General features: G+C 73.2%; 21 protein-coding genes and 2 pseudogenes. 10 read left to right on the plus strand and 13 right to left on the minus strand.

Translation table 11 applies throughout. The annotated features are described in order from the left end of the window. The first annotated feature begins 206 nt into the window (after positions 1-206). A complete protein-coding gene (locus tag A5714_RS20700; protein ID WP_068288384.1) occupies positions 207-1061 on the plus strand; it encodes a cyclodehydratase in 855 nt (284 codons plus the stop codon). Positions 1062-1186: 125 nt separating this feature from the next. After that, a complete protein-coding gene (locus A5714_RS20705) occupies positions 1187-2542 on the plus strand; it encodes an AarF/UbiB family protein (protein WP_156671222.1) in 1356 nt (451 codons plus the stop codon). Here the strand turns inward: A5714_RS20705 and A5714_RS20710 are convergent, their stop codons facing one another. From A5714_RS20710 to A5714_RS20715, 3 genes are all read right to left on the minus strand, one after another. Continuing rightward, positions 2543-2824, minus strand: coding sequence for a WhiB family transcriptional regulator (locus tag A5714_RS20710; protein WP_068288387.1), 282 nt, complete (start codon positions 2822-2824; stop codon positions 2543-2545). 134 nt (positions 2825-2958) lie between these two features. Further along, entirely contained in the window at positions 2959-3120 is a 162-nt protein-coding gene (locus A5714_RS26275; protein WP_156747422.1) for a hypothetical protein, read from the minus strand. An 86-nt stretch (positions 3121-3206) separates the two neighbouring features. Continuing rightward, entirely contained in the window at positions 3207-5300 is a 2094-nt protein-coding gene (locus A5714_RS20715) for an ATP-dependent DNA helicase UvrD2 (RefSeq protein WP_197513850.1), read from the minus strand. Between the two features lie 342 nt (positions 5301-5642). Here A5714_RS20715 and mrx1 point away from each other — a divergent pair, with 342 nt between their 5' ends. Together mrx1 and A5714_RS20725 are read left to right on the plus strand one after the other, a co-directional pair. Next, on the plus strand, positions 5643-5897 hold the full coding sequence (gene mrx1 / locus A5714_RS20720) for a mycoredoxin Mrx1 (protein ID WP_068070367.1): 255 nt from the start codon (positions 5643-5645) through the stop codon (positions 5895-5897). Between the two features lie 41 nt (positions 5898-5938). After that, a complete protein-coding gene (locus A5714_RS20725; RefSeq protein ID WP_082959883.1) occupies positions 5939-6640 on the plus strand; it encodes a sensor domain-containing protein in 702 nt (233 codons plus the stop codon). Between the two features lie 3 nt (positions 6641-6643). On the opposite strand, the gene nudC is transcribed toward A5714_RS20725, so the two are convergent. The 4 genes from nudC to A5714_RS20745 form a co-directional block, all read right to left on the minus strand. Beyond that, positions 6644-7567: an NAD(+) diphosphatase gene (gene nudC, locus A5714_RS20730; protein ID WP_068288393.1), complete on the minus strand. Its 924-nt coding sequence runs from the start codon at positions 7565-7567 to the stop codon at positions 6644-6646. Continuing rightward, the gene (locus A5714_RS20735; RefSeq protein WP_068288396.1) at positions 7567-8637 is read right to left on the minus strand and encodes a TrkA family potassium uptake protein; all 1071 of its coding nucleotides are present in this window, start codon (positions 8635-8637) and stop codon (positions 7567-7569) included. Before A5714_RS20735 ends, nudC begins: the two co-directional genes overlap by 1 nt. An 80-nt stretch (positions 8638-8717) precedes the next feature. Next, a complete protein-coding gene (locus tag A5714_RS20740; protein WP_068288414.1) occupies positions 8718-12023 on the minus strand; it encodes an ATP-dependent DNA helicase in 3306 nt (1101 codons plus the stop codon). Beyond that, complete coding sequence (locus A5714_RS20745) at positions 12020-15169, minus strand: ATP-dependent DNA helicase (protein WP_068288399.1); 3150 nt, start codon at positions 15167-15169, stop codon at positions 12020-12022. Before A5714_RS20745 ends, A5714_RS20740 begins: the two co-directional genes overlap by 4 nt. A 123-nt stretch (positions 15170-15292) precedes the next feature. Between A5714_RS20745 and A5714_RS20750 the strand changes: the two genes are divergently transcribed. From A5714_RS20750 to A5714_RS20760, 3 genes are read left to right on the plus strand one after another with little or no spacing between them, the layout of a single operon-like run. Continuing rightward, complete coding sequence (locus A5714_RS20750; RefSeq protein WP_068070362.1) at positions 15293-15496, plus strand: hypothetical protein; 204 nt, start codon at positions 15293-15295, stop codon at positions 15494-15496. Between the two features lie 54 nt (positions 15497-15550). Next, positions 15551-16336, plus strand: a complete 786-nt coding sequence (locus A5714_RS20755) for an alpha/beta hydrolase (protein WP_068288402.1) — start codon at positions 15551-15553, stop codon at positions 16334-16336. Between the two features lie 2 nt (positions 16337-16338). Further along, positions 16339-16647 (plus strand): MGMT family protein, encoded by a 309-nt coding sequence (locus A5714_RS20760; RefSeq protein ID WP_068070360.1) that lies wholly within the window; start codon positions 16339-16341, stop codon positions 16645-16647. Here the strand turns inward: A5714_RS20760 and A5714_RS20765 are convergent. From A5714_RS20765 to A5714_RS20775, 3 genes are all read right to left on the minus strand, one after another. After that, a complete protein-coding gene (locus tag A5714_RS20765) occupies positions 16644-17498 on the minus strand; it encodes a TIGR02569 family protein (RefSeq protein ID WP_068070359.1) in 855 nt (284 codons plus the stop codon). The genes A5714_RS20760 and A5714_RS20765 overlap by 4 nt on opposite strands. 36 nt (positions 17499-17534) lie before the next feature. After that, positions 17535-18719 carry an adenylyltransferase/sulfurtransferase MoeZ gene (gene moeZ / locus A5714_RS20770; protein WP_156747423.1) on the minus strand — a complete coding sequence of 395 codons (1185 nt, stop codon included), beginning with the start codon at positions 18717-18719 and terminating at the stop codon, positions 17535-17537. Positions 18720-18788: 69 nt separating this feature from the next. Beyond that, the gene (locus A5714_RS20775; protein WP_156671219.1) at positions 18789-19814 is read right to left on the minus strand and encodes a DUF3152 domain-containing protein; all 1026 of its coding nucleotides are present in this window, start codon (positions 19812-19814) and stop codon (positions 18789-18791) included. A gap of 198 nt (positions 19815-20012) precedes the next feature. On the opposite strand from A5714_RS20775, the gene A5714_RS20780 reads away from it, so the two are divergent. Further along, on the plus strand, positions 20013-20699 hold the full coding sequence (locus A5714_RS20780; RefSeq protein ID WP_068070356.1) for a TetR/AcrR family transcriptional regulator: 687 nt from the start codon (positions 20013-20015) through the stop codon (positions 20697-20699). Here A5714_RS20780 and A5714_RS20785 read toward each other — a convergent pair. Beyond that, entirely contained in the window at positions 20686-20955 is a 270-nt protein-coding gene (locus A5714_RS20785; RefSeq protein ID WP_082959884.1) for a DUF3107 domain-containing protein, read from the minus strand. The two genes, A5714_RS20780 and A5714_RS20785, sit on opposite strands and share 14 nt — an antisense overlap. A 212-nt stretch (positions 20956-21167) precedes the next feature. Between A5714_RS20785 and A5714_RS20790 the strand changes: the two genes are divergently transcribed. Further along, positions 21168-21974, plus strand: coding sequence for an MmpS family transport accessory protein (locus A5714_RS20790; protein ID WP_068288408.1), 807 nt, complete (start codon positions 21168-21170; stop codon positions 21972-21974). Positions 21975-21976: 2 nt separating this feature from the next. Here the strand turns inward: A5714_RS20790 and A5714_RS20795 are convergent, their stop codons facing one another. Then, positions 21977-22705, minus strand: a complete 729-nt coding sequence (locus A5714_RS20795; protein ID WP_068288411.1) for a ferritin-like fold-containing protein — start codon at positions 22703-22705, stop codon at positions 21977-21979. A 254-nt stretch (positions 22706-22959) separates the two neighbouring features. Between A5714_RS20795 and A5714_RS25640 the strand changes: the two are divergent. Continuing rightward, positions 22960-23124 (plus strand): annotated as a pseudogene (locus tag A5714_RS25640) (ATP-dependent helicase); the annotation flags it as partial. Between the two features lie 9 nt (positions 23125-23133). Here the strand turns inward: A5714_RS25640 and A5714_RS25645 are convergent. After that, positions 23134-23501 (minus strand): annotated as a pseudogene (locus A5714_RS25645) (DEAD/DEAH box helicase); the annotation flags it as partial.

Genomic DNA, 23501 nt, shown 5'->3' on the forward strand with positions numbered 1-23501 from the left:
TGTCGGCCCGGAGGGTGTCGTCGCACGCCTTGATGGGGAGTTCACCCTGCTTGATCAGGCGTTTCACCCCGCCGGCCGCCCGGCCCTGACGGGTTAGGCTCGCTCGCCGCGCCGGTGCCCGCGGGGCGACACCGAACGACCTGCGACGACGCGACCCTGTGGACAACTGAACGTGCCGGTCGCCGTCGCCGTGGCACCCTGCGGCGATGCCCTCGGCCGTCGCCTCCTACGCGCTGGACCCCGCGCTGCCCGTCCTGCTGCGCCCCGACGGCGCCGTCCAGGTCGGCTGGGACCCGCGCCGCGCGGTGCTGGTCCGGCCGCCCGGCGGCCTGGCCGCCGCCGAACTGGCGGGCCTGCTGCGCTCTATGTCCTCCCCCACCCCGTTGGGCGAACTGCAGCGACGGGCGCGCGAGCGCGGCCTGCGCGACGCCGACGGCCTGACCCAGCTGGTCGCCCAGCTCGTCGGCGCGGGCGTCGCCACCGAAAGCGGGCCCACGCCCGGGCGGGCGCCGTCGGTGCGGGTGCACGGCCGCGGGCCGCTGTCCGAGCTGCTGGTGGAGGCGCTGCGCTGCTCGGGCGCCCGCCTGGCGCACAGCAGCCAACCGCACGCCGGCGTCTCGGCCGCCGACACCGACCTGGTGGTGCTGGCGGACTACCTGGTCGCCGATCCCCGCCTGGTGCGCGACCTGCACAGCCAGGGCGTCGCGCACCTGCCGGTGCGGGTGCGCGACGGCACCGGGCTGGTGGGGCCGCTGGTGATCCCGGGGGTCACCAGCTGCCTGACCTGCGCCGACTTGCACCGCAAGGACCGCGACGAGGCGTGGCCCGCGATCTGCGCCCAGCTGCGCGAGACCGTCGGGGTGGCTGACCGGGCCACCGTGCTGGCCACGGCGGCGCTCGCGCTCGGCCAGGTGAACCGGGTGATCGCGGCCGTGCGCGGCCGACAGGCCGTCCCGGATCCGCAGCCGCCCCAGACCCTCAACGCCACACTGGAATTCGACGTGGCGGCCGGGACCATCGTCACCCGGCACTGGGCGCGGCATCCCCTGTGCGCGTGTTGACGCCAGCCCGGCCGGGCGCACCGGCACCCACCGACTGTGCCGTTCGGCACACGGGCAGCGCCGATGCCGAGGTGGGCGCCAGCGGGTGTTACCGGATCGACAGCGCGGCCCCCCGACCGTCGTGGATGATGGGAGACGTGGCAGACATCAAGCGTGGCCGCGCTGCGCGCAACGCGAAGCTGGCCAGCATCCCGGTCGGATTCGCCGGCCGGGCGGCGCTCGGCTTCGGCAAGCGGCTGACCGGCAAGTCCAGGGACGAGGTCCAGGCCGAGCTGCTGGAGAAGGCCGCCAACCAGCTGTTCACCGTCCTCGGCGAGCTCAAGGGCGGGGCGATGAAGGTCGGCCAGGCGCTGTCGGTGATGGAAGCGGCCATCCCCGAGGAGTACGGCGAGCCCTACCGCGAGGCGCTGACCAAGCTGCAGAAGGACGCCCCGCCGCTGCCCGCCAACAAGGTGCACCGGGTGCTCGACGGTCAACTGGGCACCAAGTGGCGGGAACGGTTTCGTTCGTTCGACGACAAGCCCGTCGCCTCGGCGAGCATCGGGCAGGTGCACAAGGCGGTATGGTCCGACGGCCGCGAGGTGGCCGTCAAGATCCAGTACCCGGGCGCCGACGAGGCGCTGCGCGCCGACCTCAAGACCATGCAGCGCATGGTCGGGGTGCTCAAGCAGCTCTCCCCCGGCGCCGACGTCCAGGGCGTGGTCGACGAGCTGATCCAGCGCACCGAGATGGAGCTCGACTACCGGCTGGAGGCCGACAATCAGCGCGCGTTCGCCAAGGCCTACGCCGACCACCCGCACTTCGCGGTGCCACGCATCGTCGCCAGCGCCCCCAAGGTGGTGGTGCAGGAGTGGATCCAGGGCATCCCGATGGCCGAGATCATCCGCCACGGCACCACCGAACAGCGCGACCTGATCGGCACCCGCCTGCTGGAACTCACCTTCGACGCGCCGCGGCGGGTGGGCATGATGCACGGCGACGCCCACCCCGGAAACTTCATGCTGCTGCCCGACGAGCGGATCGGCGTCATCGACTTCGGTGCCGTGGCTCCGCTGCCCGACGGCTTCCCCGTCGAACTCGGGGTCATCATGCGGTCGGCCCTCGACAAGAACTACGCGGTATTGCTGCCGACGATGGAGAAGGTCGGGTTCATCCAGAAGGGGCGGCAGGTCTCCGAGCGCGACATCGACGAGATGCTGCGCGCCTACGTTGAACCCATCGAGGTCGACGTCTTCCACTACAACCGCAAGTGGTTGCAGAAGATGACCAGCGTCGAGGTGGACCGGTCGGTGTCGCAGATCAGGACCGCCCGGCAGATGGATTTGCCGCCGAAGCTGGCCATCCCGATGCGGGTGATCATGTCGGTGGCCGCGATCCTGTGCCAGCTCGACGCGCACGTGCCGATCAGGGCGCTCTCCGAGGAGCTGATCCCCGGCTTCGCCGAGCCGCTGCCCAGTTCGACGGAGTCGGGCAGCCGCTAGCTAGGCGGCGACCTCGTCGGCGCCCCGGTCCTTGCGGGGACGCCCGCGGGGCCGTTTGTAGCTCAGGATGGCGCCGCGCTCGAAGATCTCACCGCCCCACACCCCCCACGGCTCGGCGCGTTCCAGCGCCTCCGCCAGGCATTGCCGGCGCACCGGGCAGCGCGCACACAGCGTCTTGGCCCGCTCCAGGTCCGTGGGGGCCTCGGCGAACCAAAGGTCCGGATCGCCTGCGTGACAAGGCAATTCCAGCGACGGCTGTCTGGGGACCGGCGATGCCGACATGTCCTGCTCACCTGCTTCCTGATCGGGGCTTCGTGGTGATCCGGACCAGGTGTGGGCGGGGATGCAGTCCCGACAAAGATGGCCACGGATCCTTGACTTTCGGGTCCGTGGCCATTTCGGGGGAAGACGGGGGTCTAGCGGTGACCCCGATCCACGGACGCGTCGGTCGCGGCGGCGCGATGCTTGGCACCGGCCGCCCAGGCGGCGGCCTTTCGGGCGGCCGAACGGGAGGTACCCGCGGACAGCGCCGCGCCGACCATGCCTACACCGAATACGTCGACGAGCATCGTGGCCACCTCCCTTCCTTCTCCGGACTGCGATTCTGAGGGTAAACGCTCGGCCGCGCGAACCACAAACGATTTTCTGACCTGCGGCGCAGGCCTCAGCGTCCCCGCACCAGGCTCAGCACGTCCGACCCGTACTGCTCGAGCTTGCGCGCGCCGATGCCCGGGATCGCGATGAGCGCCTCCTCGTCGCCGGGCCGCAGCTCGGCGATCGCGATCAGCGTGTTGTCGGTGAAGACGACGTAGGCGGGCACCTTCTGCTCCTTGGCGACGTCCGTTCGCCACGACTTGAGTCGCAACAGCAGGTCCTCGTCGACGTCGCCGGCGCAGGTCTCGCATCGCCGCAACATGACCGCCGCGGGCGTGCTCAACTCCCGGTTGCAAATCCGGCACCGGGTCGCGGCCCCACGGGTGCGCCGCGCCTTGGGGGGCATCGCGTCGGCGCGGGTCTGCGGGGCGATGCCGTTGAGGAACCGCGACGGCTTGCGGCTCTGCCGCCCGCCCGGGGTGCGCGACAGCGCCCAGCTCAGCGACAGATGCACCCGCGCACGGGTGATCCCCACGTAGAGCAGGCGGCGCTCCTCCTCGACCGCCTCGCTCTCCGGGCCGTGCGAAAGCGCGTGCGAGATGGGCAGCGTGCCGTCGGCCAGCCCGACCAGGAACACCGCGTCCCACTCGAGCCCCTTCGCGGCGTGCAGCGACGCCAGCGTGACGCCCTGGACCACCGGTGGGTGACGCGCGTCGGCGCGCAGCCGCAACTCGGTGAGCAGCCCGGGCAGGTCGAGCTGCGGACGCTGCGCCACCTCGACGTCGACCAGCTCCGCCAGCGCGGACAACGCCTCCCAACGCTCCCGCGCGCGGGTGCCGTCGGGCTCCTCGGCCGTCAGACCCAGCGGCTCGAGGACGGCGCGCACCACCTCGGGTAACGGGCCCTCGGCGCCCCGCTCCGCCGCGCGCTGCAACGCCAGCAACGCCTGCTTGATCTCCTGGCGGGTGAAGAAGCCCTCGCCGCCGCGCACCTGATAGGCGATGCCCGCCTCGGTCAGCGCCTCCTCGTAGATCTCCGACTGCGCGTTGACGCGGTAGAGCACGGCGATCTCCGACGCCGGAGTGCCGGACTCGATGAGCCGGGCGATCTCGGCCGAGACGGCGGCGGCCTCGGCCGGCTCGTCGGGATGCTCGCGAAACGCCGGCGCGGGACCCGGTGGCCGCTGGCCGAGCAGGTGCAGCTTGCTGCCGGCCACCCGGCCGCGAGCCGCGGCGATCACCTGGTTGGCCAGCGACACCACCTGCGGGGTCGAGCGGTAGTCCCGCTCGAGGCGCACCACGCTGGCGTCGGGGTAACGCCGCGAGAAGTCGAGCAGGAACCGCGGCGTCGCGCCGGTGAACGAATAGATGGTCTGGTTGGCGTCGCCGACGACGGTCAGGTCGTCGCGGTCGCCCAGCCACGCCGTGAGCACCCGCTGCTGCAGCGGGGTGACGTCCTGATACTCGTCGACGACGAAGCAGCGGTAGCGGTCGCGGAACTCGTCGGCGACGGCGGCGTCGTTTTCGATCGCGGCGGCGGTGTGCAGCAGCAGGTCGTCGAAGTCGAGCAGCGTGACGTCGTCATCGCGGGCTTTGAGCGCCTCGTAGGCGGCGTAGACCGTCGCGACGCGGGCGGCGTCCAGCGGGGTGTCGCGGCCCTCGGCGGCCACGGCGGCCGGGTACTCCTCCGGCCCGACGAGCGACGCCTTGGCCCATTCGATCTCGCCGGCCAGGTCCCGGATGTCGTCCGTGCTGGCGTTGATCCGGCTGCGGCTGGCCGCGCGGGCGACGACGGCGTACTTGCTGTCCAGCAGCTGCCAGCCGGTGTCGCCGACCACCCGCGGCCAGAAGTACCGCAGCTGCCGACGCGCGGCCGCGTGGAAAGTGAGGGCCTGCACCGCACCGACGCCGGTGCCGGCGGTGGCGTCGAGCGCGCGCAGCCGCGCGCGCATCTCCCCCGCCGCGCGCTGGGTGAACGTGACCGCCAGGACCTGCCCGGCGGCCACATGGCCACCGGCGACCAACTGGGCGATCCGGTGGGTGATGGTGCGCGTCTTGCCCGTGCCGGCGCCCGCGAGCACACACACCGGGCCGCGCGGCGCCAGCACGGCTTCGCGCTGCTCCTCATCGAGGGCGGCGGTGAGCGGGTCAACGACCGTCGGCATGGCGTCCATATCGGCCTCCCATACTGGCAGCCGCGACCGACAAACGGTCGGCACCGCGTGCTGGCCGGCCGCGTGGCTCCGCGTGTCGCCCGGCGAGTTGCCGCGCCGGCGCCCGACTCCTGCGCATCCCACTGCGCGGAACACTGCGCCGCCGGGCCCACCACACCGCCCGACTCCTGCGCATCCCACTGCGCGGAACACTGCGTCGCCGGGCCCACCACACCGCCCGACTCCTGCGCATCCCGCTGCGCGGAACACTGCGTCGTCGGGCCCACCACACCGCCCGACTCCTGCGCATCCCGCTGCGCGGAACACTGCGTCGTCGGGCTACGTTAACGAACTATGACCACAGCCCCGCTCACCGTCTACACCACGTCCTGGTGCGGTTACTGCCACCGCTTGATGACGGTGCTCAAGTCCAACGGCATCGCCTACGAGGCCGTGGACATCGAGCACGACCCGGCGGCCGCGGAGTTCGTCGGGTCGGTCAACGGCGGCAACAAGACCGTGCCGACGGTCAAGTTCGCCGACGGGTCGACCTTGACCAACCCGAGCGCGGCGCAGGTGAAGGCGAAGCTGGCCGAAGCGGGCGCCTGAGCGCTGCGGCGCCCGGGCGCGACGGCCGTACGATACTGACCATGGCGTCGAGTCTCCGGCCGGATCGCGTCGCGCCGACACCCCTTCCCTTTCTGCTCGGTCTCTCCCGCCTCGCCAGGACGCTGGCCACCGCCGTGGTTTGCGGCCTGGTGGCCCTGGCGTCGGCGTGCGCGGATCCGCCGATCGACCTGCGGGTCGAGCCGCCCGAGCACGCCTACGCCGAGTCGCTGATCGTCAGCCTCGACGACGTCCGGCACATCGCCAACTTCGAAGGCCTGCAACCGTATTCGTACGCCGACCGGCACCACCCGGTGCCCGGCAATCTGAACGCCCCCGGCCCCTGCCGGGCGGTCGGCAGCAGCGACCTCACGTTCACCGCCGGGTGGAAGGAGTTCCGCGCCGTCGCCTACAGCGGCACCACCGACGACCTGCGGCCGGGCGGCATCGCCCCGATCAACGAGGTCACCCACGCGGTCGCGCTGTACCGCGACGCCGACGCGGCGCGCGACGCGCTGACTCAGCTGCAATCGACGCTGGGACAGTGCGCCTCCCTGCATGACAAGGCCTACGAGTTCACCCTCAGCAAGCCCGACCCGTCAACCCTGCAGCTCTCCTCGGAGGGCTGGAGTCACATGTACCGGGCGAAGAACACCGTGCTGGCCTCCGTCGGGGTACTGGGCATCGAGCCGACCGACCAGATCGCCCACCGGGTGTTGCAGACCATCACCGAGCGCGTCAAGTAGCCCTCAGCCGATCGCCGCCCACGATTCGATGATCACGCGGGCAATCGAAATCGACCCGGGCAGAAGCAGTTTCGAATCCGACGAGCTGGACCAGTCGCCCTGCGCCAGCGCCGCACGGACCTCGTCGCGGGTGAACCACGCCGCCTCGGCGATCTCGCCGTCGTTGAAAGCGAACTCTTCGGTGGGGTCGGCCACCGCGTGGAAGCCGACCATGAGCGACCGCGGGAACGGCCACGGCTGGCTGCCCAGGTACCGCACGTCGCGCACCGTCAGGCCGATCTCCTCGTGGATCTCCCGCGCGACGCACACCTCGAAGGACTCCCCGGCTTCGACGAACCCGGCGAGCAACGAGAACATCCGCTCCGGCCACACCGTCTGACGGGCCAGCACCGCCCGGTCGCCGCCATCGTGGACCAGGCAGATCACCGCGGGGTCGATGCGCGGGTATTCCTCTTGGCCGGTCACCGGGTTGACCCGCGCCCAGCCCGCCCGCGCCGGCCGCGTCGGCGAGCCGTCGACCGCGCTGAAGCGCGCCCTGTCGTGCCAATTGAGCAGCGCAACGGCCGTCGACACCAGCTGACTGCTGGTGTCGTCGAACACCGGGCCGAGGCCGCGCAGGTTGACCACCTCGGCGCGCACCCCCTGGTCCTCCGGGGCCTGCAGCGCCCCGCGCACGGCCCAGACGTGGCGACCGTCCTCCAGCCGGCCCAGGAACACCGCCTCGGCCGGCGGCTTGTCGGCCAGCTCCGTCGCCCGCCCCAGCACCACCCCGCCGTCGGCGACCAGCACCTGGCTGCGGCCGTCCACCCGCAGCAGCGCCGCGTCCGCCCACCCCGCGGCCGCGGCCTCGACGTCGGTGCGCAGCTGGTCGGCCCGGTCGGCGCCGACGCGAGACAGCAACGGCACGCTGCTCAGCTGAAAATCCACTAGTGCCCCGCGTTCCGCAGGTACAGCAACCGGTCGGTGGCCTCCACGGCGTCCACCTCGGGCGCGCCGATGCGCAGCAGCCGGCCGTCGCGCACCACCCCGAGCACGATGTCCCGCAGGTGCCGCGGTGAGCCGCCGACCTCGGTCTGCTCGACCTCCCGCTCGGCGATGGCCAGGCCGACATCCGGGGTCAGCAGGTCTTCGATCATCTCCACGACGCTGGGCGTGGTGGTGGCGAGCCCCAGCAGCCGGCCGGCGGTGGCGGAGGAGACCACCACCGAATCCGCCCCCGACTGCTGCAGCAGGTGCTGGTTCTCGGCTTCCCGGATGGACGCCACGATCTTGGCGGTGGGCGCTAGCTCGCGCGCCGTCAACGTCACCAGCACCGCGGTGTCGTCGCGGCTGGTCGCCACGATGATGGACGCCGCGTGCTGCGCCCCGGCCAGGCGCAGGACGTCGGCCTTGGTGGCGTCGCCGTGCACGGTCACCAGGCCCGCGTTCGCCGCGCCCTCCAGCGTGCCGCGATCGGTGTCGACGACCACGACGTCGCCCTGGGCGGCCTCGTCCCCGAGGATGGCGGTGACAGCCGTCTTCCCCTTGGTGCCGTAGCCGATGACGATGGTGTGGTTGCGCACTCTGCTCCTCCAACGCTGAATCTTCCACCCTTGCCGGGAGCGCTCGGAGAGCACCTCGAGCGTCGTGCCGACCAGGACGGCCAGGAACGCGATGCGCAGCGCGGTGAAGATCAACGTGTGCACCAGCCGGGCGGTCTCGGTGTAGGGGGTGATGTCGCCGTAGCCGGTGGTCGACAGCGAGACCGCGGAGAAATACAGGCAGTCCAGGAACGTCAGCGGCGCGTTGCGCACGTCGCGGTAGCCGGCGCGGTCCGCATAGACGATGAGCGCCGCGCCGAACAGCACCACCAGCGCGATGGCCACGCGGCGCACGATCACCCGGATGGGGCTCCCGTGATCCTCGGGAATGCGCAGGACGCCGACCAGTTGGTGGCCGCGCTGGGCCGTCAGGCTCTCGTTCAGCCCACGCAGCGTGCGTAACCTACCGTGGCGCACAGCGGTCCGTCGTCGGCTTCACCTCAGCGCATGTGACAGGCACGAGTCCATGTAACCACGGTCCCCGCCCGACGGGCGGGTCACGCGTCGGCGGCGCCGGCGCCGAGCAGCCCGGCCAGCTCCGCGGGGCTGGGCAGATCGTCGGCGCGGATCGTGGTGCGGGCGCGCACGTAGTGAAACGCCGTGCGCACCGACGCCCCGGGAACGCCGGCCAGCGCGGCCCACGCCAGGCGGTACACCGCGAGCTGGACGGCGGCCTGCCGAAGCGCGTCCGGGCCGCGGGGCGGTTCGCCCGTCTTCCAGTCCACGACCGTGGCCCCGCCGTCGGGGTCGGCGAACACCGCGTCGATGCGGCCGCGCACCAAGGTGTCGCCGATTGGCATTTCGAACGGCACCTCGACGGCAACGGGTGTGCGCGCCGCCCACGGCGATTCGGTGAAGGCCGCCTGCAGGGCGGCCAACTCGTGCGGATCCCCGACGTCGGCGTCGGCGGCGCCCGGTAGGTCACCGAGGTCGAACAGCCACTCGGCGCCGTAGAACTTCTGCACCCACGCGTGAAAGGCGTTGCCCAGCAACGCGTGCGGATCCGGCCGCGACGGCAGGCGGTGCATCAGACGTTGCGCCGCGGCCTGCGGATCGCGCGCCAGGTCCACCAGGCCGCTGACCGACAGTTGACCCGGCAGGGCGCGGGGCGCGGGGGCGGCCAGCCGCGCCTTGTCGGCCAGCAGCGCGTCGACGTCGGCCGCCCACCCCTCGGCGTCGGCGTCCCCCGCCCCGACGCCGGCGACCGCGCCGTCCCCGGCCGCCATCGCCGCGGCCACCAGGGCCGCGCCGCGCTCGACCGCGTCGCGGCGCGCACCCAGCGGGTCGACCGGCCAGTGCGCCTCGACGGCGTTGTCGCGCAATGGGTTCGCCTCGCCGTCGGCCGGGGCGGGCGCCCAGTGCGCCACCTCGCCGCACGGCGCGCCGGCGGCGGCCGAGCGGTCGATGACGTCCTTGACCTCGCACAGGAACTCCGAGGGCCCGCGCGGCTTGATGCCGGTGGCGCCCCAGTGATGGCCCGACACCAGCAGGGTGTCTTCGGCCCGGGTGATCGCGACGTAGAGCAGGCGGCGCTCCTCGTCGACGCGCCGCTGTTCGAGCTGGCGGCGGTGCTCGGAGATCGTGTCCGACAGCTGCTTTCGATTGGTGACGGCGGACGTGTCGAGCACCGGGATGCCCAGCGCGCCGGTGGACGCGCGGTCCCCGCGCAGCAGCGGCGGCAACTCGGCGGCGTCGGTCAACCAGGTGCTGCGCGAGGCCGTCGACGGGAACACCCCGCCCGAGAGGTGCGCGACCGCCACCACCTGCCACTCCAGGCCCTTCGCGGAGTGCACGGTAAGGATTTGGACGCGGTCGCGCGCCACCGCCACGGGCGCCGGCGCCAGCCCGTTCTCGACGGTCTCGGCCGCGTCGAGGTAGGCGAGCAGCCCCGCCACCGACGCCGCCGCCGGCGGGTCGGTGACCCGCCCCGCGGCGCCGGCCCGCTCGGCGTAGCCGGCGACCACGTCGGCGAAGGCGTCGAGGTGCTCGGTGCCGGCCCAGCCCGCCGCCCCGGCCGCCGCGCGGACCTCGCAGTCGAGGCCCAGCGTTCGCCGCACCTCGGCGACCAGGTCGGGCAGGGGGTGTCCGAGGTGGCCGCGCAGCGCGCTCAGCTCCGCGGCCAGCGCGGTGATGCGCCGGCGACCCGTGGCCGAATACCCCTCGGGCGGCCCGGGGTCGGCGATCGCGTCGGCCAGGCACGCCGCGTCGGCGTCCGGGCCGGCCGCCCTTGCGATCGACTCGGGCGAGCCGGGCGCGGGCGCCCCGGCACCGCCGCTCAGCGTCACCGCGCGCCGCCACAGGGCGGCCAGGTCGGCGGCCCCCAGACGCCAGCGGGGGCCGGTGAGCACCCGCATCGCGGCCGCCCCCGCCGTCGGGTCGGCCACCAGGCGCAGCATGGCGACCAGCTCCGCGACCTCCGGGACCCACAGCAGCCCGGCCAGCCCGACGACCTCGACCGGCACCCCGCGGGCCCGCAGGGCGTCGGCGATGGGCGCGGCGTCGGCGTTGCGCCGCACCAACACCGCGGCCGTCGGCGGGCTGACGCCGTCGGCGCGGGCCCGCGCGTAGTGGGCGTCGAGCTGGTCGGCGATCCAGTCCCGCTCGGCCTGGACGTCCGGCAGCAGCGCGGCCAGCACGGTGCCCGGCGGGGCGTCCGGGCGTGGGCGCAACGCGTGCACGGCGACCGAGCGGCTGCGCGCCTCGGCCGAGACCGCGTTCGCCACCTGCAGGGTGGTCGGCGGGTTGCGCCAGCTGGTCCGCAATTCCAGGACCGGCGCGGGCGTGCCGTCGGAGCGGGGAAAGTCGGTGCTGAACCGCGGTAGGTTGGTGGCCGACGCACCACGCCAGCCGTAGATCGACTGGATCGGGTCGCCCACGGCCGTGAGCGCCAACCCGTCGTCGACGCCGCCGCCGAACAGCGCGGACAACGCGACGCGCTGCGCGTGCCCGGTGTCCTGGTACTCGTCGAGCAGCACCACCCGATAGCGGGCCCGCAGGTCGTCACCGACCTGCGGGAAGGCCGCCGCGAGCCGTGCCGCGGAGGCCATCTGCGCCCCGAAGTCCATCACCTTCGCGGCGCGCATCCGCTGCGCCAGCGCGTCAAGCAGCGGCACCAGCTCGGTGCGCTCGGCCTGGGCCGCGGCGAGCCGCAACAGCCATTGGCTGGGCCCGCGGTCGCGCTGGTAGGGGCCGGCCGGCAGGGCGTGCACGAGCCGCTCCGGCTCCACGTGGGTGTCCCGCAGCTGGGCGGTGTCCACCAGGTGCTCGGCCAGCGCGCCCCACAGCCGCAGGACCATCGCGGTGACCGCGGCCGGGGTCTTGTCGAGGTGCAGCTCACCGCGGTAGCCGGTCACCACGTCGAACGCCAGCTGCCACAGCTCGGTCTCGCCGAGCAGCCGGGTGTCGGGTTCGGCGGGCAGCAGCAGCCCGTAGTCGCGCAGCAGCGAGCCGGCGAACGCGTGGTAGGTGCTGACCGTCGGCGCGGCGTCGGTCTCGAACGCCGGGGCCCCGCCGGCGCCCAGGCCGACGCCGGCCAGCCGCCCCAGCCGCGAGCGGACCCGGCGCAGCAGCTGCCCGGCGGCCTTGCGGGTGAACGTCAGGCCCAGCACCTGGCCCGGGTCGGCGTATCCGTTGGCGACCAGCCACACCACCCGCGCGGCCATGGTCTCGGTCTTGCCGGCCCCGGCGCCGGCGATGACGACCAGCGGCCCCGGCGGCGCGGCGATCACGGCGGCCTGTTCGTCGGTGGGCGGGAACAGCCCGAGGGCGCCGGCCAGTTCTGCCGGGCTGTAGCGGGCGCTCACGATGCCGCCCCGTCGGCGTGGGCGGGGCAGGCCGGGCGGACGGGGCAGTGCGCGCAACCGTCGTTGCGCCGCGCGACGAACCGCGGGCCGGTCGCCGCGTCGGCCGCGTGCCGCACGGCGTCGCGCCACTGCGCGACGCCCGCGGGGGTGAGCGGGTCCTGCTCGCGTTCCGTCGCCCCGGCGGCGCCCGTCTTGCCGACGTACACGAGCCGGGCGCCGCCGGGTTCGACGGCGTCGGGGTCGGCGGCGACCATGCCCTCGGCCACCGCCAGCTGGTACATCGCCAACTGGGCGTGCTGCTGGGCGTCGTCCTTGCTGACCGGCGTCTTGCCCGTCTTGATGTCGACGATCACCAGCCGGCCCGCGGCGTCGCGCTCCAGCCGGTCGACCCGGCCGCGCAGCCGCACCTCGCCGCCGTCCGCGCGCGGCGCGCCCAGGGTCCCGTCGATGTCGACCTCGACGCCCACCTCGGTCAGCGCGCCGCGGGTCTGCGCCCGCCACTCGACGAACGCCTCGAGCATCGCCCGGTGCCGGGCCAGCTCGTTGGCCGAGTGCCACTGCGCGTCGAAGGGCAGGTGCTGCCAGGCGCGCTCGAGGGCGGCGAGCAGCTCGGGCTCGCCGCGGTACGGCTCGGCGACCAACGCGTGCACCACCGAGCCGATCGTCGAACGCAGGTCGCGCGGGTTCGTCCCGCCATGCCGTTCGGCGAGCCAGCGCAGGGGGCAGTCGCTGAGGGTCTGCAGGGACGACGGCGTCAGCGTCACCGCATCCGCGGCGCCGCGCAACGGCGCGCCGGTGCTGAGCGGGGTCAGGCCGTGCCAGCTCGACGGGTCGGCGCCCGGCACCCCGGCGGCGGCCAGGCGCGCCAACTGCGCCGCCGCGCAACCCCGGGCCGCGTCGTCGACCGCGCCGTCGGGGGCGCAGACCACGCCGCGCAGCCGGCCCACCAACGCCGCGGCGGACAACACCCGCGGCGCGGCGACGGGTTGCGCCGCGGCGAGATCGCCGCCGTCAGCGGCCCACTGGGCGATCTCGGAGAAGAACGGCGACGGCAGCGCGGCCTCGTCCCCCGCCCCGCCCGCGTCGCTGTCCACGGCCGTCACCAGCACGCGGCGCCGGGCGCGGCCCAGCGCCGCAATTAGCAGCCGGCGCTCCTCGGCCAGCAGCGGCGCCCGCACCGACGCCTGCTCGGCCACGCCGTCGAGCGCGTCCAGCAGCCGCTGCGTGGCCAGCACCCCACCGCGCGGAACGGTGTTGGGCCACAATCCGTCCTGCAGGCCGGCGACGACCACGACGACCCACTCGTGGCCGAGCGCGGCGTGCGCGCTGAGCACGGCGACCTGCTCGGCCGGTGCGACCGGCTCGGCGGTGGCACCCGGCAGCTGCAGCGCGCTGACGTGCTCGACGAACCCGCGCAGCGACGCGCCCGCGGTCCGCGACACGTAGTCGTCGGTGATGTCGAACAGTCGCGTGACCGACGCGAGGTCACGGGTCGCCTGCGCGCCGCCGGGGCCGCCGCGCTCGGCCGCCGCCAGCCAGCGGCGCTGCAGGCCGGACCGCTGCCACGCCGCCCACAGGACGTAGCGCGGATCCTGGCCCGCGCGGTGGGACTTCGCGGCGGCGTCGAGCACGGCGCGGACCCGCTGCAGCGGGCGGAACTGCGGCGCCGGCGGGCACCCGGCGGCGCCGGACAGCGCCTCGGCCAGCAGTTCGGGAAAGTCCGCCGGCCCGGGGTGGGCGCGCTGCAGGGCGCGGCGCAGTTGGCGCAGCGTCACCGGGTCGACGCGGCCGAGCGGGCCGGTCACCAGGGCCAGCGCCCGCTCGCCGTCGAGCCCGTCGGAGGTGGCGAGCAGGACCGTCAGCAACGCCCGGACCGCCGGCTCCTCGGACACGGCGGCCCCGACCGCGGGCGCGGCCACCGGCACCCCGGCGGCTGCCAGTGCCCGCGGCAGCCGGGCGCCGGCGCGCGGCACCGACCGCACGACGACCGCCATCTGCGACCACGGCACGCCGTCGAGCAGGTGCGCGCGGCGCAGCGTGTCGGCGATCAGCGACGCCTCGGCGTGCTCGGACGCGGCCAGGCGGACCGTCACGGAGCCGTCCTCGGTGCCGGTGCCCTCGATCCGCCGGCCGGCGCCGCTGCCGGGCAGCCGGCCCGCGATGCCACTGACGGCGCGCGCCACCGCCGGCGCGCAGCGATGCGACACCGTCAGCGTCACCGACGAGGTTTGCGGGCCCGCGTCGTCGAGCAGGCTCGCGGATTCGCCGCCGCGGAAGCCGAACACCGCCTGGTTGGGGTCCCCGGCGATCAGCGCCGCGTCGGCCCCGGCCGCCAGCACGCGGACCAGCCGGGCCGCCTGCGGGTCGAGCTGTTGGGCGTCGTCGACCAGCAGGACCCGGATGCGGGCGCGCTCGGCCGCCAGCAGCTCGGCGTCCATGGCGAACGCCTCCAACGCCGCGCCGACGAGTTCGGCGGCGCCCAGCGCCGGCGTGGTCGCCTGCAGCGCCGCCGTGCCCACCGCCGCCCGCAGCAGCATCACCTGCTCGTACTGCCGCGCGAACTGGCCGGCGGCCGTCCACTCCGGCCGGCGGCTGCGCCGGCCGAGGCGCTCCAACTCCTGCGGGTCGACGCCGCGTTCGGCGCAGCGCGCCAGCAGGTTACGCAATTCGGTGGCGAAGCCCGCGGTGCCCAGCGCGGGCCGCAGCGGCGCCGGCCACGCCACCGCCGAGCGGGGACCGTCGGCGATGTCACCGGCCAAGAGCTCGCGGATGATGGCGTCCTGTTCGGCGCTGGTCACCAGCCGCGGGGGCGCGTCGCCGGTGCGCTCGGCGGCCCGGCGCAACACCGCGTAGGCGTAGCCGTGCACGGTGCGCACCAACGGTTCGCGCACGGCGGCGCGCCCGGCGCCGGCGGGGCGCGAGTTGAGCAGCGCCGTCGTCAGGCCGCTGCGGGCCCGGGCGCCGAGGCGGCCCGAACCGGTAAGCAGCAGAAGCGATTCCGGCTCGACGCCGGCACGGATCCGGGCGATCGCGGCGTCGACGAGCAGGCTGCTCTTGCCCGTGCCGGGACCGCCGAGGATGCGCACCCGGCCGCGCGCGCCCGGGTCGAGGACGGCGTGCGCGTCGGCACCCCACGTGTACGGCATGAGGGCATGACACCACGGGGGTCCGACAAGGGCCGCGACCTCGCGGGCCGACGCCGCCGCGCCGCGGCCCCTACCCTGGAGGGCGCAAGCAACCCGACGAAACGCAAAGGAGGGCTTTCGGTCGTGAGGGATGACGAACGCGGGTTTCCCGCCGACGAGGCTCCGGAGGGGGACGCCGTGGAGCAGCTGCAACCGGTCGACCCCGACGACGAGGTCGGCCTGGACGTCGGCTACGTGAACGCCGGCGAGCGGGAGGCCAACGAAGCCGACGTGATCGAGCAGGCCTACGTCGTCTCCGGCGAGGACGAGTGGGACGACGATCGCTGAGCCGCTGCCGGTGCCCATACCGATCCCATCGCGGACACCTGGCACGATCGACGGGTGACCGCTGAGCTGCACGTGCACCGCTTCGGGCCGCCGGGCGCGGTCGACGTCCTGGCCCTGCACGGGTTGACCGGCCACGGGCAACGCTGGCAGCACCTGGCCGGGCTGCTCCCCGAATTGCGCTTCGCCGCACCGGATCTGGTGGGGCACGGCAGGTCGTCGTGGGCGGCGCCCTGGTCCATCGACGCCAACGTCGCGGCGCTGGGCGCGCTGCTCGACGACGCGGCCGACGCGCCGGTGCTGGTCATCGGGCATTCGTTCGGCGGGGCACTGGCCATGCACCTGGCCGCCGCCCGGCCGGACAAAGTGGCGGCCCTGTTGCTGCTCGACCCGGCCGTCGGGCTCGACGGCGCGTGGATGAGCGACATCGCCCAGGCGATGTTGTCCTCGCCCGACTACCCCGACGCCGACCAGGCGCGGCAGGAGAAGGCGCACGGTTCCTGGTCGGACGTCGACCGGCACCTGTTGGACGCCGAGATCGACGAGCACCTGATCGAGCTGCCGAACGGCCGCTATGGCTGGCGGGTCAGCCTGCCCGCGATGATGTCGTACTGGAGCGAGCTGGCCCGCCCGGCGGTGCTGCCGCCGGCGGACACGGCGACGGTCCTGGTGCGCGCCAACTGGACGTCGCCGCCGTACGTGACCGACCAGCTGACCGGCGCCCTGCGGCAGCGGCTGGGCGCCGGGCTGCGGCTGCTGAGCTTCGAGTGCAACCACATGGTGCCCTACGCCAAGCCGGGCGAGGTCGCCGCGCTGGCCCGCGAGCTCCGGCAAGGCCGCTGACCGTGGCGCCGGTCACCGACGAGCAGGTCGAGCGAGTGCGCGGGCTGGTGGCGGCGGTGCCGCCCGGCAGGGTGGTGACCTACGGCGACATCGCCGCCGTCGCAGGGCTTTCCAGCCCCCGCATCGTCGGCTGGATCATGCGGACCGACTCCTCCGACCTGCCGTGGCATCGGGTCATCACCGCGTCGGGACGCCCCGCGCAGCACCTGCGGACCCGGCAGCTGGAACTGCTGCGCGCCGAGGGGGTGCTCGCCGTCGACGGCAGGGTCCCGTTGGACGCGGTCCGCTACGAATTCCCGTCCGGCGCCTAGAGCACCAGCCGGACCAGCGCCGCCGTGCGGGCCAGCCCCGGGAAGGCCTCGGCGGTCGACCGCGGGTGCAGGGCGTGCACGGCTAGGCGGAACATCAACGCGCGCAACAACATCTGCGGCCACTCCGGCAGGGCGTTCCAGCGCTCGATGAGCCCGTCGTCGGCGTCACCCCAGGACAGGGCGTCGACCACCACGACGCCGGCGGCCCACGACGCGGGACGCCAGTAGGGGGTGATGTCGGTGATCCCGGGCGCCGCGGTGCCCACGAAAAGCACTGTGCCGTACAGGTCGCCGTGCACCAGCTGGTTGGGGCTCTTGGTCGGCCTGCGCAGCGTGGCGAGCTGCTCGACGAGCTCGACGGAGCGCTCCGCGTCGGCGGTCGGCGGGGCCACCCGCGCGCCCGGCGGCACCGAACCCAACGGCCGTTCCTCCCAGGCGGCGCGGTCGGCGGCGATGAAGATGTCGACGTCGCCCCATGGCGCGGTGGGGCCCTGGGTCAGAAACCGCGGGCGTTCGAGTTTGCCGGTGGCCTCGTGCAGGCGCACCGCCGCGGAGACCACCTCGTCGTGCCGGGGTTCGGGCGTGCCCGCCACGAACGTGTCGGCCCGCCAGCCGGACACCACGTAGCGCCCGTCGGTCGAGCGGACGGGTCGGGCCAGCCGGACGCCGTCGACGAACAACGTCTCGCGCACGCGCGCCGACCACGCCGCGCGCGCGTTGTCGGCCACCAGCGACAGGACGACTTCACCGCAGCGCCAGCCGCCTTCCCAATTGGCGCCCAGATAGACGGGTTTGACGCCGCCCAAGCCGAACGCCGAGAGCACATGGTCCGGCGGCGGCTCGACAGTCACACCGGTACTCTAAACGAGGCCGCCGGCGCGACCGGATCAGTACAGGACCATGTCGGGCTGCATCTGCTCCGCCCAGGCCACGATGCCGCCCTGCAGATGCACCGCGTCGGTGAAGCCGGCCTCGCGGATCTGCTCCAACGCCCGCGCCGAGCGCACCCCCGTCTTGCAGTAGAGCACCGTCTTGCGGTCCCGCGGCAGCTTTGCCAGGCCCTCGGCGGAGGCGAGCAGCGACTGCGGAATGAGCTGCGCCCCGTCGATGTGCACGATGTCCCATTCGACGGGCTCGCGCACGTCGATCAGCGCTGGCCGGGCGCCGGAGTCCAGCAGGTCCCGCAGTTCCCGCGGCGTGATGGTGGAACCGCCGTCGGCGGGCGCCGGGTCGGGCGCCACGCCGCACACCTGGTCGTAGTCGATCAGCTCGGTGATGGCGGGCCGGAACGCCTCGGCGGGGTCCCTGCGGATCGCGATGGTGCGATACGTCATGGCCAGCGCGTCGTAGATCATCAACCGGCCGAGCAGCGACTCGCCCAGCCCGGTGATCAGTTTCACCGCCTCCGTGGCCATCACCGACGCGACAGAGGCGCACACGACGCCCAGCACGCCGCCTTCGGCGCACGAGGGCACCGAGCCGGCCGGCGGCGGCTCGGGGTAGAGGTCGCGGTAGTTCAGCCCGCGGCCACCGGGCGCGTCCTCCCAGAACACCGACACCTGGCCCTCGAACCGGTAGATCGACCCCCACACGTACGGCTTGCGTGCCAACACCGCCGCGTCGTTGACCAGGTACCGGGTCGCGAAGTTGTCGGTGCCGTCGACGATCAGGTCGTAGCGCCCGAACAGATCGAGGGCGTTGTCGCGGTCCAGCCGGACCTCGTGCAGGCACACCTCGACGAGCGGGTTGATCGCGGCGATCGACTCGCGGGCCGACTGCGCCTTGGGGCGCCCGACGTCGGCGACGCCGTGGATGATCTGGCGCTGCAGGTTGGACTCGTCGACGACGTCGAAGTCGACGATGCCGATCGTGCCGACGCCGGCGGCGGCCAGGTACAGCAGCGTGGGCGCGCCCAGGCCGCCCGCGCCGATCACCAGCACCCGGGCGTTCTTCAGCCGCTTCTGCCCGTCGACGCCGAGGTCGGGGATGATCAGGTGCCGGCTGTAGCGCGCCACCTCGTCGCCGGTCAGGTCGTCGGCGGGCGCCACCAGCGGCGGCAACGGCGTGGACACGGTGCTCATCTCCTCGATCGCGGGTCTGCCACCATCACAGCAGCCACCCGCCGCGACGGCAACGAACGGCTAGGCGATCGGGAACGGCCAGGGGTTGAACCGACAGGTCTTGCCGTCGGCCTTGACCACGTCGGGGTCGAACTGGGCCGCGTCGTTGTTCGACGTCGAGAAGGTCTGCTGCATCATCACCGGCGCCAGGGCGCCCTGCTGTTCGCACGCCTCGTGGTGCAGGTAGCCGATGGCGTGGCCGACCTCGTGGTTGATCACGTACTGCCGGTAGGAGCCGATGTCGCCTTCGAACGGGACGGCGCCGCGGATCCAGCGCGCCTCGTTGATGAACACCCGCGCCTCCTTGTTGGGCCCGTAAACCGGGTTGTAGCAGGAGGTTTCCAGCCGGAACTCGTAGCCGCAGCCCTCGCGCACGGTGACGGGGGAGACCAGCGAGACCCGGAAGTCGGGCTTACCGTCATCGATCCGGATGAACGCGAACTGCGGGTTGTGCGTCCAGCTCTTGGGGTTGTCCAGGGTCTGGTCCACCATCTCGGCGAACGCGTTGTCGCCGCCGAACATCGCGGGGTCGACGCCGTTCTCAACCTCGACGGAGTACCGGAACACCTTCATGGTGCCCTGCCCGATCTGCGGCGTGGTGCCCGGCACCACGTGCCACGTCTTGTCCCCGGCCTCGGTGAACGGCCCGCCGTTGGGCAGCGTCCCGGCGGGCAGGTTGGCGTCGAAGGCGGCCAGCCCGCGCGGCGGGGCGTCGATGATCGAGGTGCCCAGCGAGCCGATCGGCTGCGGGCTCTGCGTGGGCTGACTCGCCAACGGGGCGGTGGCGGCGGTTCCGGTGACCGTCTGGTAGACGACCACGACGGTGACCACGGCCAGGACCGGCAGCGCGTAGGCCCGCCAGCCGTAGGTGGAGACGAACCGGCCCAGCCAGGTCTGCTTGCGCCACTGGCGTGGCCGCTCCCGGTCGGAGCGCACCCGCCCGGCGTCCCGCGCCAGCGGGTCGCGCAGGGCCCGCAGCGGCTCGCGCCACTCGTCGCGCAGCACCGGCGCTCGGCCGGCGCCGCGGGCGGGCCGCTGCGACGTCATTTTTCCAGGATTGCACAACCCGCCCTGCGGGCCGCCCGTGGCGCGCCCGAGCCGGCCCCGCGACACCGCCGCTGCCTGCGGCGACGGCGGCGACGGCGGTCACCGAGCTGTTACGGGTAGTAAGGTCTTTCAACAACGAGTAGCGCGGCGGGCCGGTGGAGCCGATGCCCGGTTGCCGACCGATCAGATGAGGACTCGATGAGCGAAGTCGCCAAAGCGCCGGCACGGCGTGCCGTCAAAACGGGCGATCGCGCTCGGCCCGCCGACGGGCTGGCGGCCTCCAGCCGGCGCGGCAACCGGCTGCCCCGCGACGAGCGCCGGGGCCAACTGCTGGTCGTCGCCAGCGACGTCTTCGTCGACCGCGGCTACCACGCCGCGGGCATGGACGAGATCGCCGAGCGCGCCGGCGTCAGCAAACCCGTTCTGTACCAACACTTCTCGAGCAAACTCGAGCTGTACCTGGCCGTGCTGGCCCGGCACGTGCACAACCTGGTGTCGGGCGTGCAGCAGGCGTTGAGCACCACCACCGACAACCGGCAGCGCCTGCACGCCGCGGTCCAGGCGTTCTTCGACTTCATCGAACACGACAGCCAGGGCTACCGGCTGATCTTCGAAAACGACTACGTGACCGAGCCCGAGGTGGCCGCCCAAGTGCGGGTGGCCACCGAATCCTGCATCGACGCGGTGTTCGCGTTGATCAGCGCGGACTCGGGCCTAGACCCGCACCGCGCCCGGATGATCGCCGTGGGCCTGGTCGGCATCAGCGTGGACTGCGCCCGGTACTGGCTGGACTCCGACCGCCCCATCTCCAAGGCCGACGCCGTCGAGGGCACCGTCCAGTTCGCCTGGGGCGGCCTGTCACACGTGCCGCTTACTCGCTCTTAGCGCCCTTGGCGGCGAGCTTCTCGGCGCCGATGCCGAAGCCGACTCGGCGGGCGTCGGCCGCGCCGATCTCCACGTAGGCGATCTTGCCGGTGTGGATCAGGTAGCGACGGCCCCGCTCGTCGCTGAGCTTGAGCAGGCCCGGACCCGCGCTCAACGCCTGGCCGACCGCCTCCTCGACCTCGGCGGGCGTCTGCGCGCTGGCGATGACCAACTCGCGCGGACTGTCCGTGATCCCGATCTTGACCTCCACGGTCACCCCTTCCGTCGGCCCTTCCGTTGGCGCTGCCGCCGCGAACCCGTCAGCAGCAGGCTAGTGGACGCGGGCGACCCGCATCCGCCACAGCCCCCGCCGGACGGTTCGCGGTCAGCGAAACCCCGGGTCGCGAACGGGTAACGATTCGCTACCGGGTGGGCGTACACCAATGTCGGACGACCGAACCGTGCTGTCCCGTCGCTAACTTCGGCGCCATGGGTACCACCTTGCCCCGCCTCACCGACCGGATCCGGGCTTACCCGGAGGAGGACCGCTACCGCTCGTACCGGGCCTCCGACGAGTCCTACGACTCTTACGGCTCCTACGACGAGGGTCACGACGAGGACGTCGACGCCGACCTCGACGGGGACGCGTACGTCGACGACGACTACAACTGGACCGGCTGGCCGGCGAACCCGCGTTGGCGCCCGGCGACGGCCGTCCTGGGTGCCGTCCTGGCCCTGGGCGCCATCGGCACCGCGGTGATCATCAACAGCGGCGACAGCGCGTCCACGAAGGCAACCCTGGGGGCGCCCACTGCCCAACCCGCCAGCTCGGCGTCGGTGACGACGAGCCCGTCGGCGTCGCCCAGCGCGGCCCCGGCGCCGTCACGCACCGCGCAGCTGCCCCAGGAGACCGTGACCACCATCACCCCCAGCGCGGCGCCCGGCACCCTGCCGGCCCTCGCCCCGGCCGCCACGCCCACCGCGGCGCCGCCCCTGGCCGCCGCGCCGCCCGCGGCCGCGCTGAACCCGCGCACCGTGGTCTACAGCGTGACCGGCACCAAGCAGCTGCTGGATCTGGTCAACATCGTCTACACCGACGCGCGGGGCTACCCGCAGACCGAGTTCAACGTGTCGCTGCCCTGGTCGAAGGTGGTCGTCCTGAACCCGGGCGTGCAGAACCCGTCGGTCGTCGCGACGAGCTTCCTCGGGCAGCTGAACTGCTCGATCGTCAACTCCGCCGGGCAGGTCGTGGTGGCGGCGGGCAACAACTCCAGCCTGGCGAGCTGCGCGCGCTGAGGTCAGCTCAGCCCGAGGTCGCGCATCCGGCGCTCGTGGGTCTGCTGTAGCCGGTCGAAGAACGCGTTGAGCTGGCCGAGGCCGCCCGCGCCCGCAACCACCAGGTCGACCAGTTCGTCGTGGTCGGCCAGCAGGTACTGGGCCTGCGTGATGGCCTCACCGAACAGGCGTCGCGACCACAGCGCCAACCGGCTGCGCTGCTTGCCGCTGGAGGTCACGGCGGCGCGGACCTCGGCCACCACGAACTGCGAATGCCCGGTCTGCGAGAGCGCCTCCCGCACGATGCCGGCGATCTCTTCCGGCAACCCCTCGGCGATCTCCAGATACAGATCGGCCGCCAACGCGTCGCCGACGTAGGTCTTGACCAGCGCCTCGAGCCAGGTGCTGGGCATGGTCAGCCGGTGGTAGTTCTCCAACGCCGAGACGTACTTCGACATCGCCGCCACCACGTCCACACCGCGGCGCTCCAGGGCGTCGTGCAGCAGCTCGTAGTGCTGCATCTCGGCGGCGGCCATGCTCGCCATCGAGATGCGTCCGCGCAGGTCGGGGGCCATCCGCGCCTCGTCGGTCAGCCGGTAGAACGCGGCGATCTCCCCGTAGGCCAGGACCGCGAACAACTCGTTGACGCCCGGGTGGTCTGCCGACAGGCGGGGCGCCCCGGAACCGCTGGGCCCGTCCCCCTGGTCGGCTTCCGAATCGGCTTGGGAGGGCTGACGGGAGGGCCGGGTCATGGCAACACTCTAATCGGCGGACTTAGCGCAAAATGGGTGCCAGCTGTCGACCAGCTATCATGGGAGTAGATAGCGGCTGTATTTGATGCCGCCGTTATCGGCGAAATGTGCGCGCACAGCTGGCCCGCCACTCTTCAGCAGGGGCCCGCGACTCGGCGACGTCATCCGGAGTCGGAACTCGTGCGCGCGTGACCGCGACAGAGAAACACCGACAATTTCACCCGAGACGTCACCGAAAGGCTGCTCATCCACGCATGACGACACTGACCAACACAACTGAACTCACCTTTGCCCAACTCGATGTTCGCGACGAAATCGTGCGCGCTCTGGCCGAGAAGGGCATCGAGCGCCCGTTCGCCATCCAGGAACTGACCCTGCCCCTCGCCCTCGCCGGCGACGACCTGATCGGGCAGGCCCGCACCGGCATGGGCAAGACCTTCGCGTTCGGCGTGCCCCTGCTGGGCCAGGTCGAGCAGCCGGCCCGGGGTGCCGACGACGACGTCGGCGCCGGCGCGCAGCGCCTCGATCTGCGGCTCATAGGCGCGGCCGCCGTAGATGGGCGTGACCGACAGGCGCCGGCCGCCGTCGGCGGTCAGGTACTTGGCGGCGGACGCCAGGTCCTCGGTCACCTGGACGCACAGCTCCCGGGTGGGCACCACGACCAGGGCACGCGGGGTGCCGTTGAGGGGTCGCGTCGCGTTGCCGGTGCTGATGCGCTGCAGCAGGGGCACGCCGAACGCGAAGGTCTTGCCCATGCCGGTGCGGGCCTGCCCGATCAGGTCGTCGCCGGCGAGGG

Source organism: Mycobacterium sp. E2462 (genome assembly GCF_001672685.1).
Taxonomy (GTDB): Bacteria; Actinomycetota; Actinomycetes; order Mycobacteriales; family Mycobacteriaceae; genus Mycobacterium.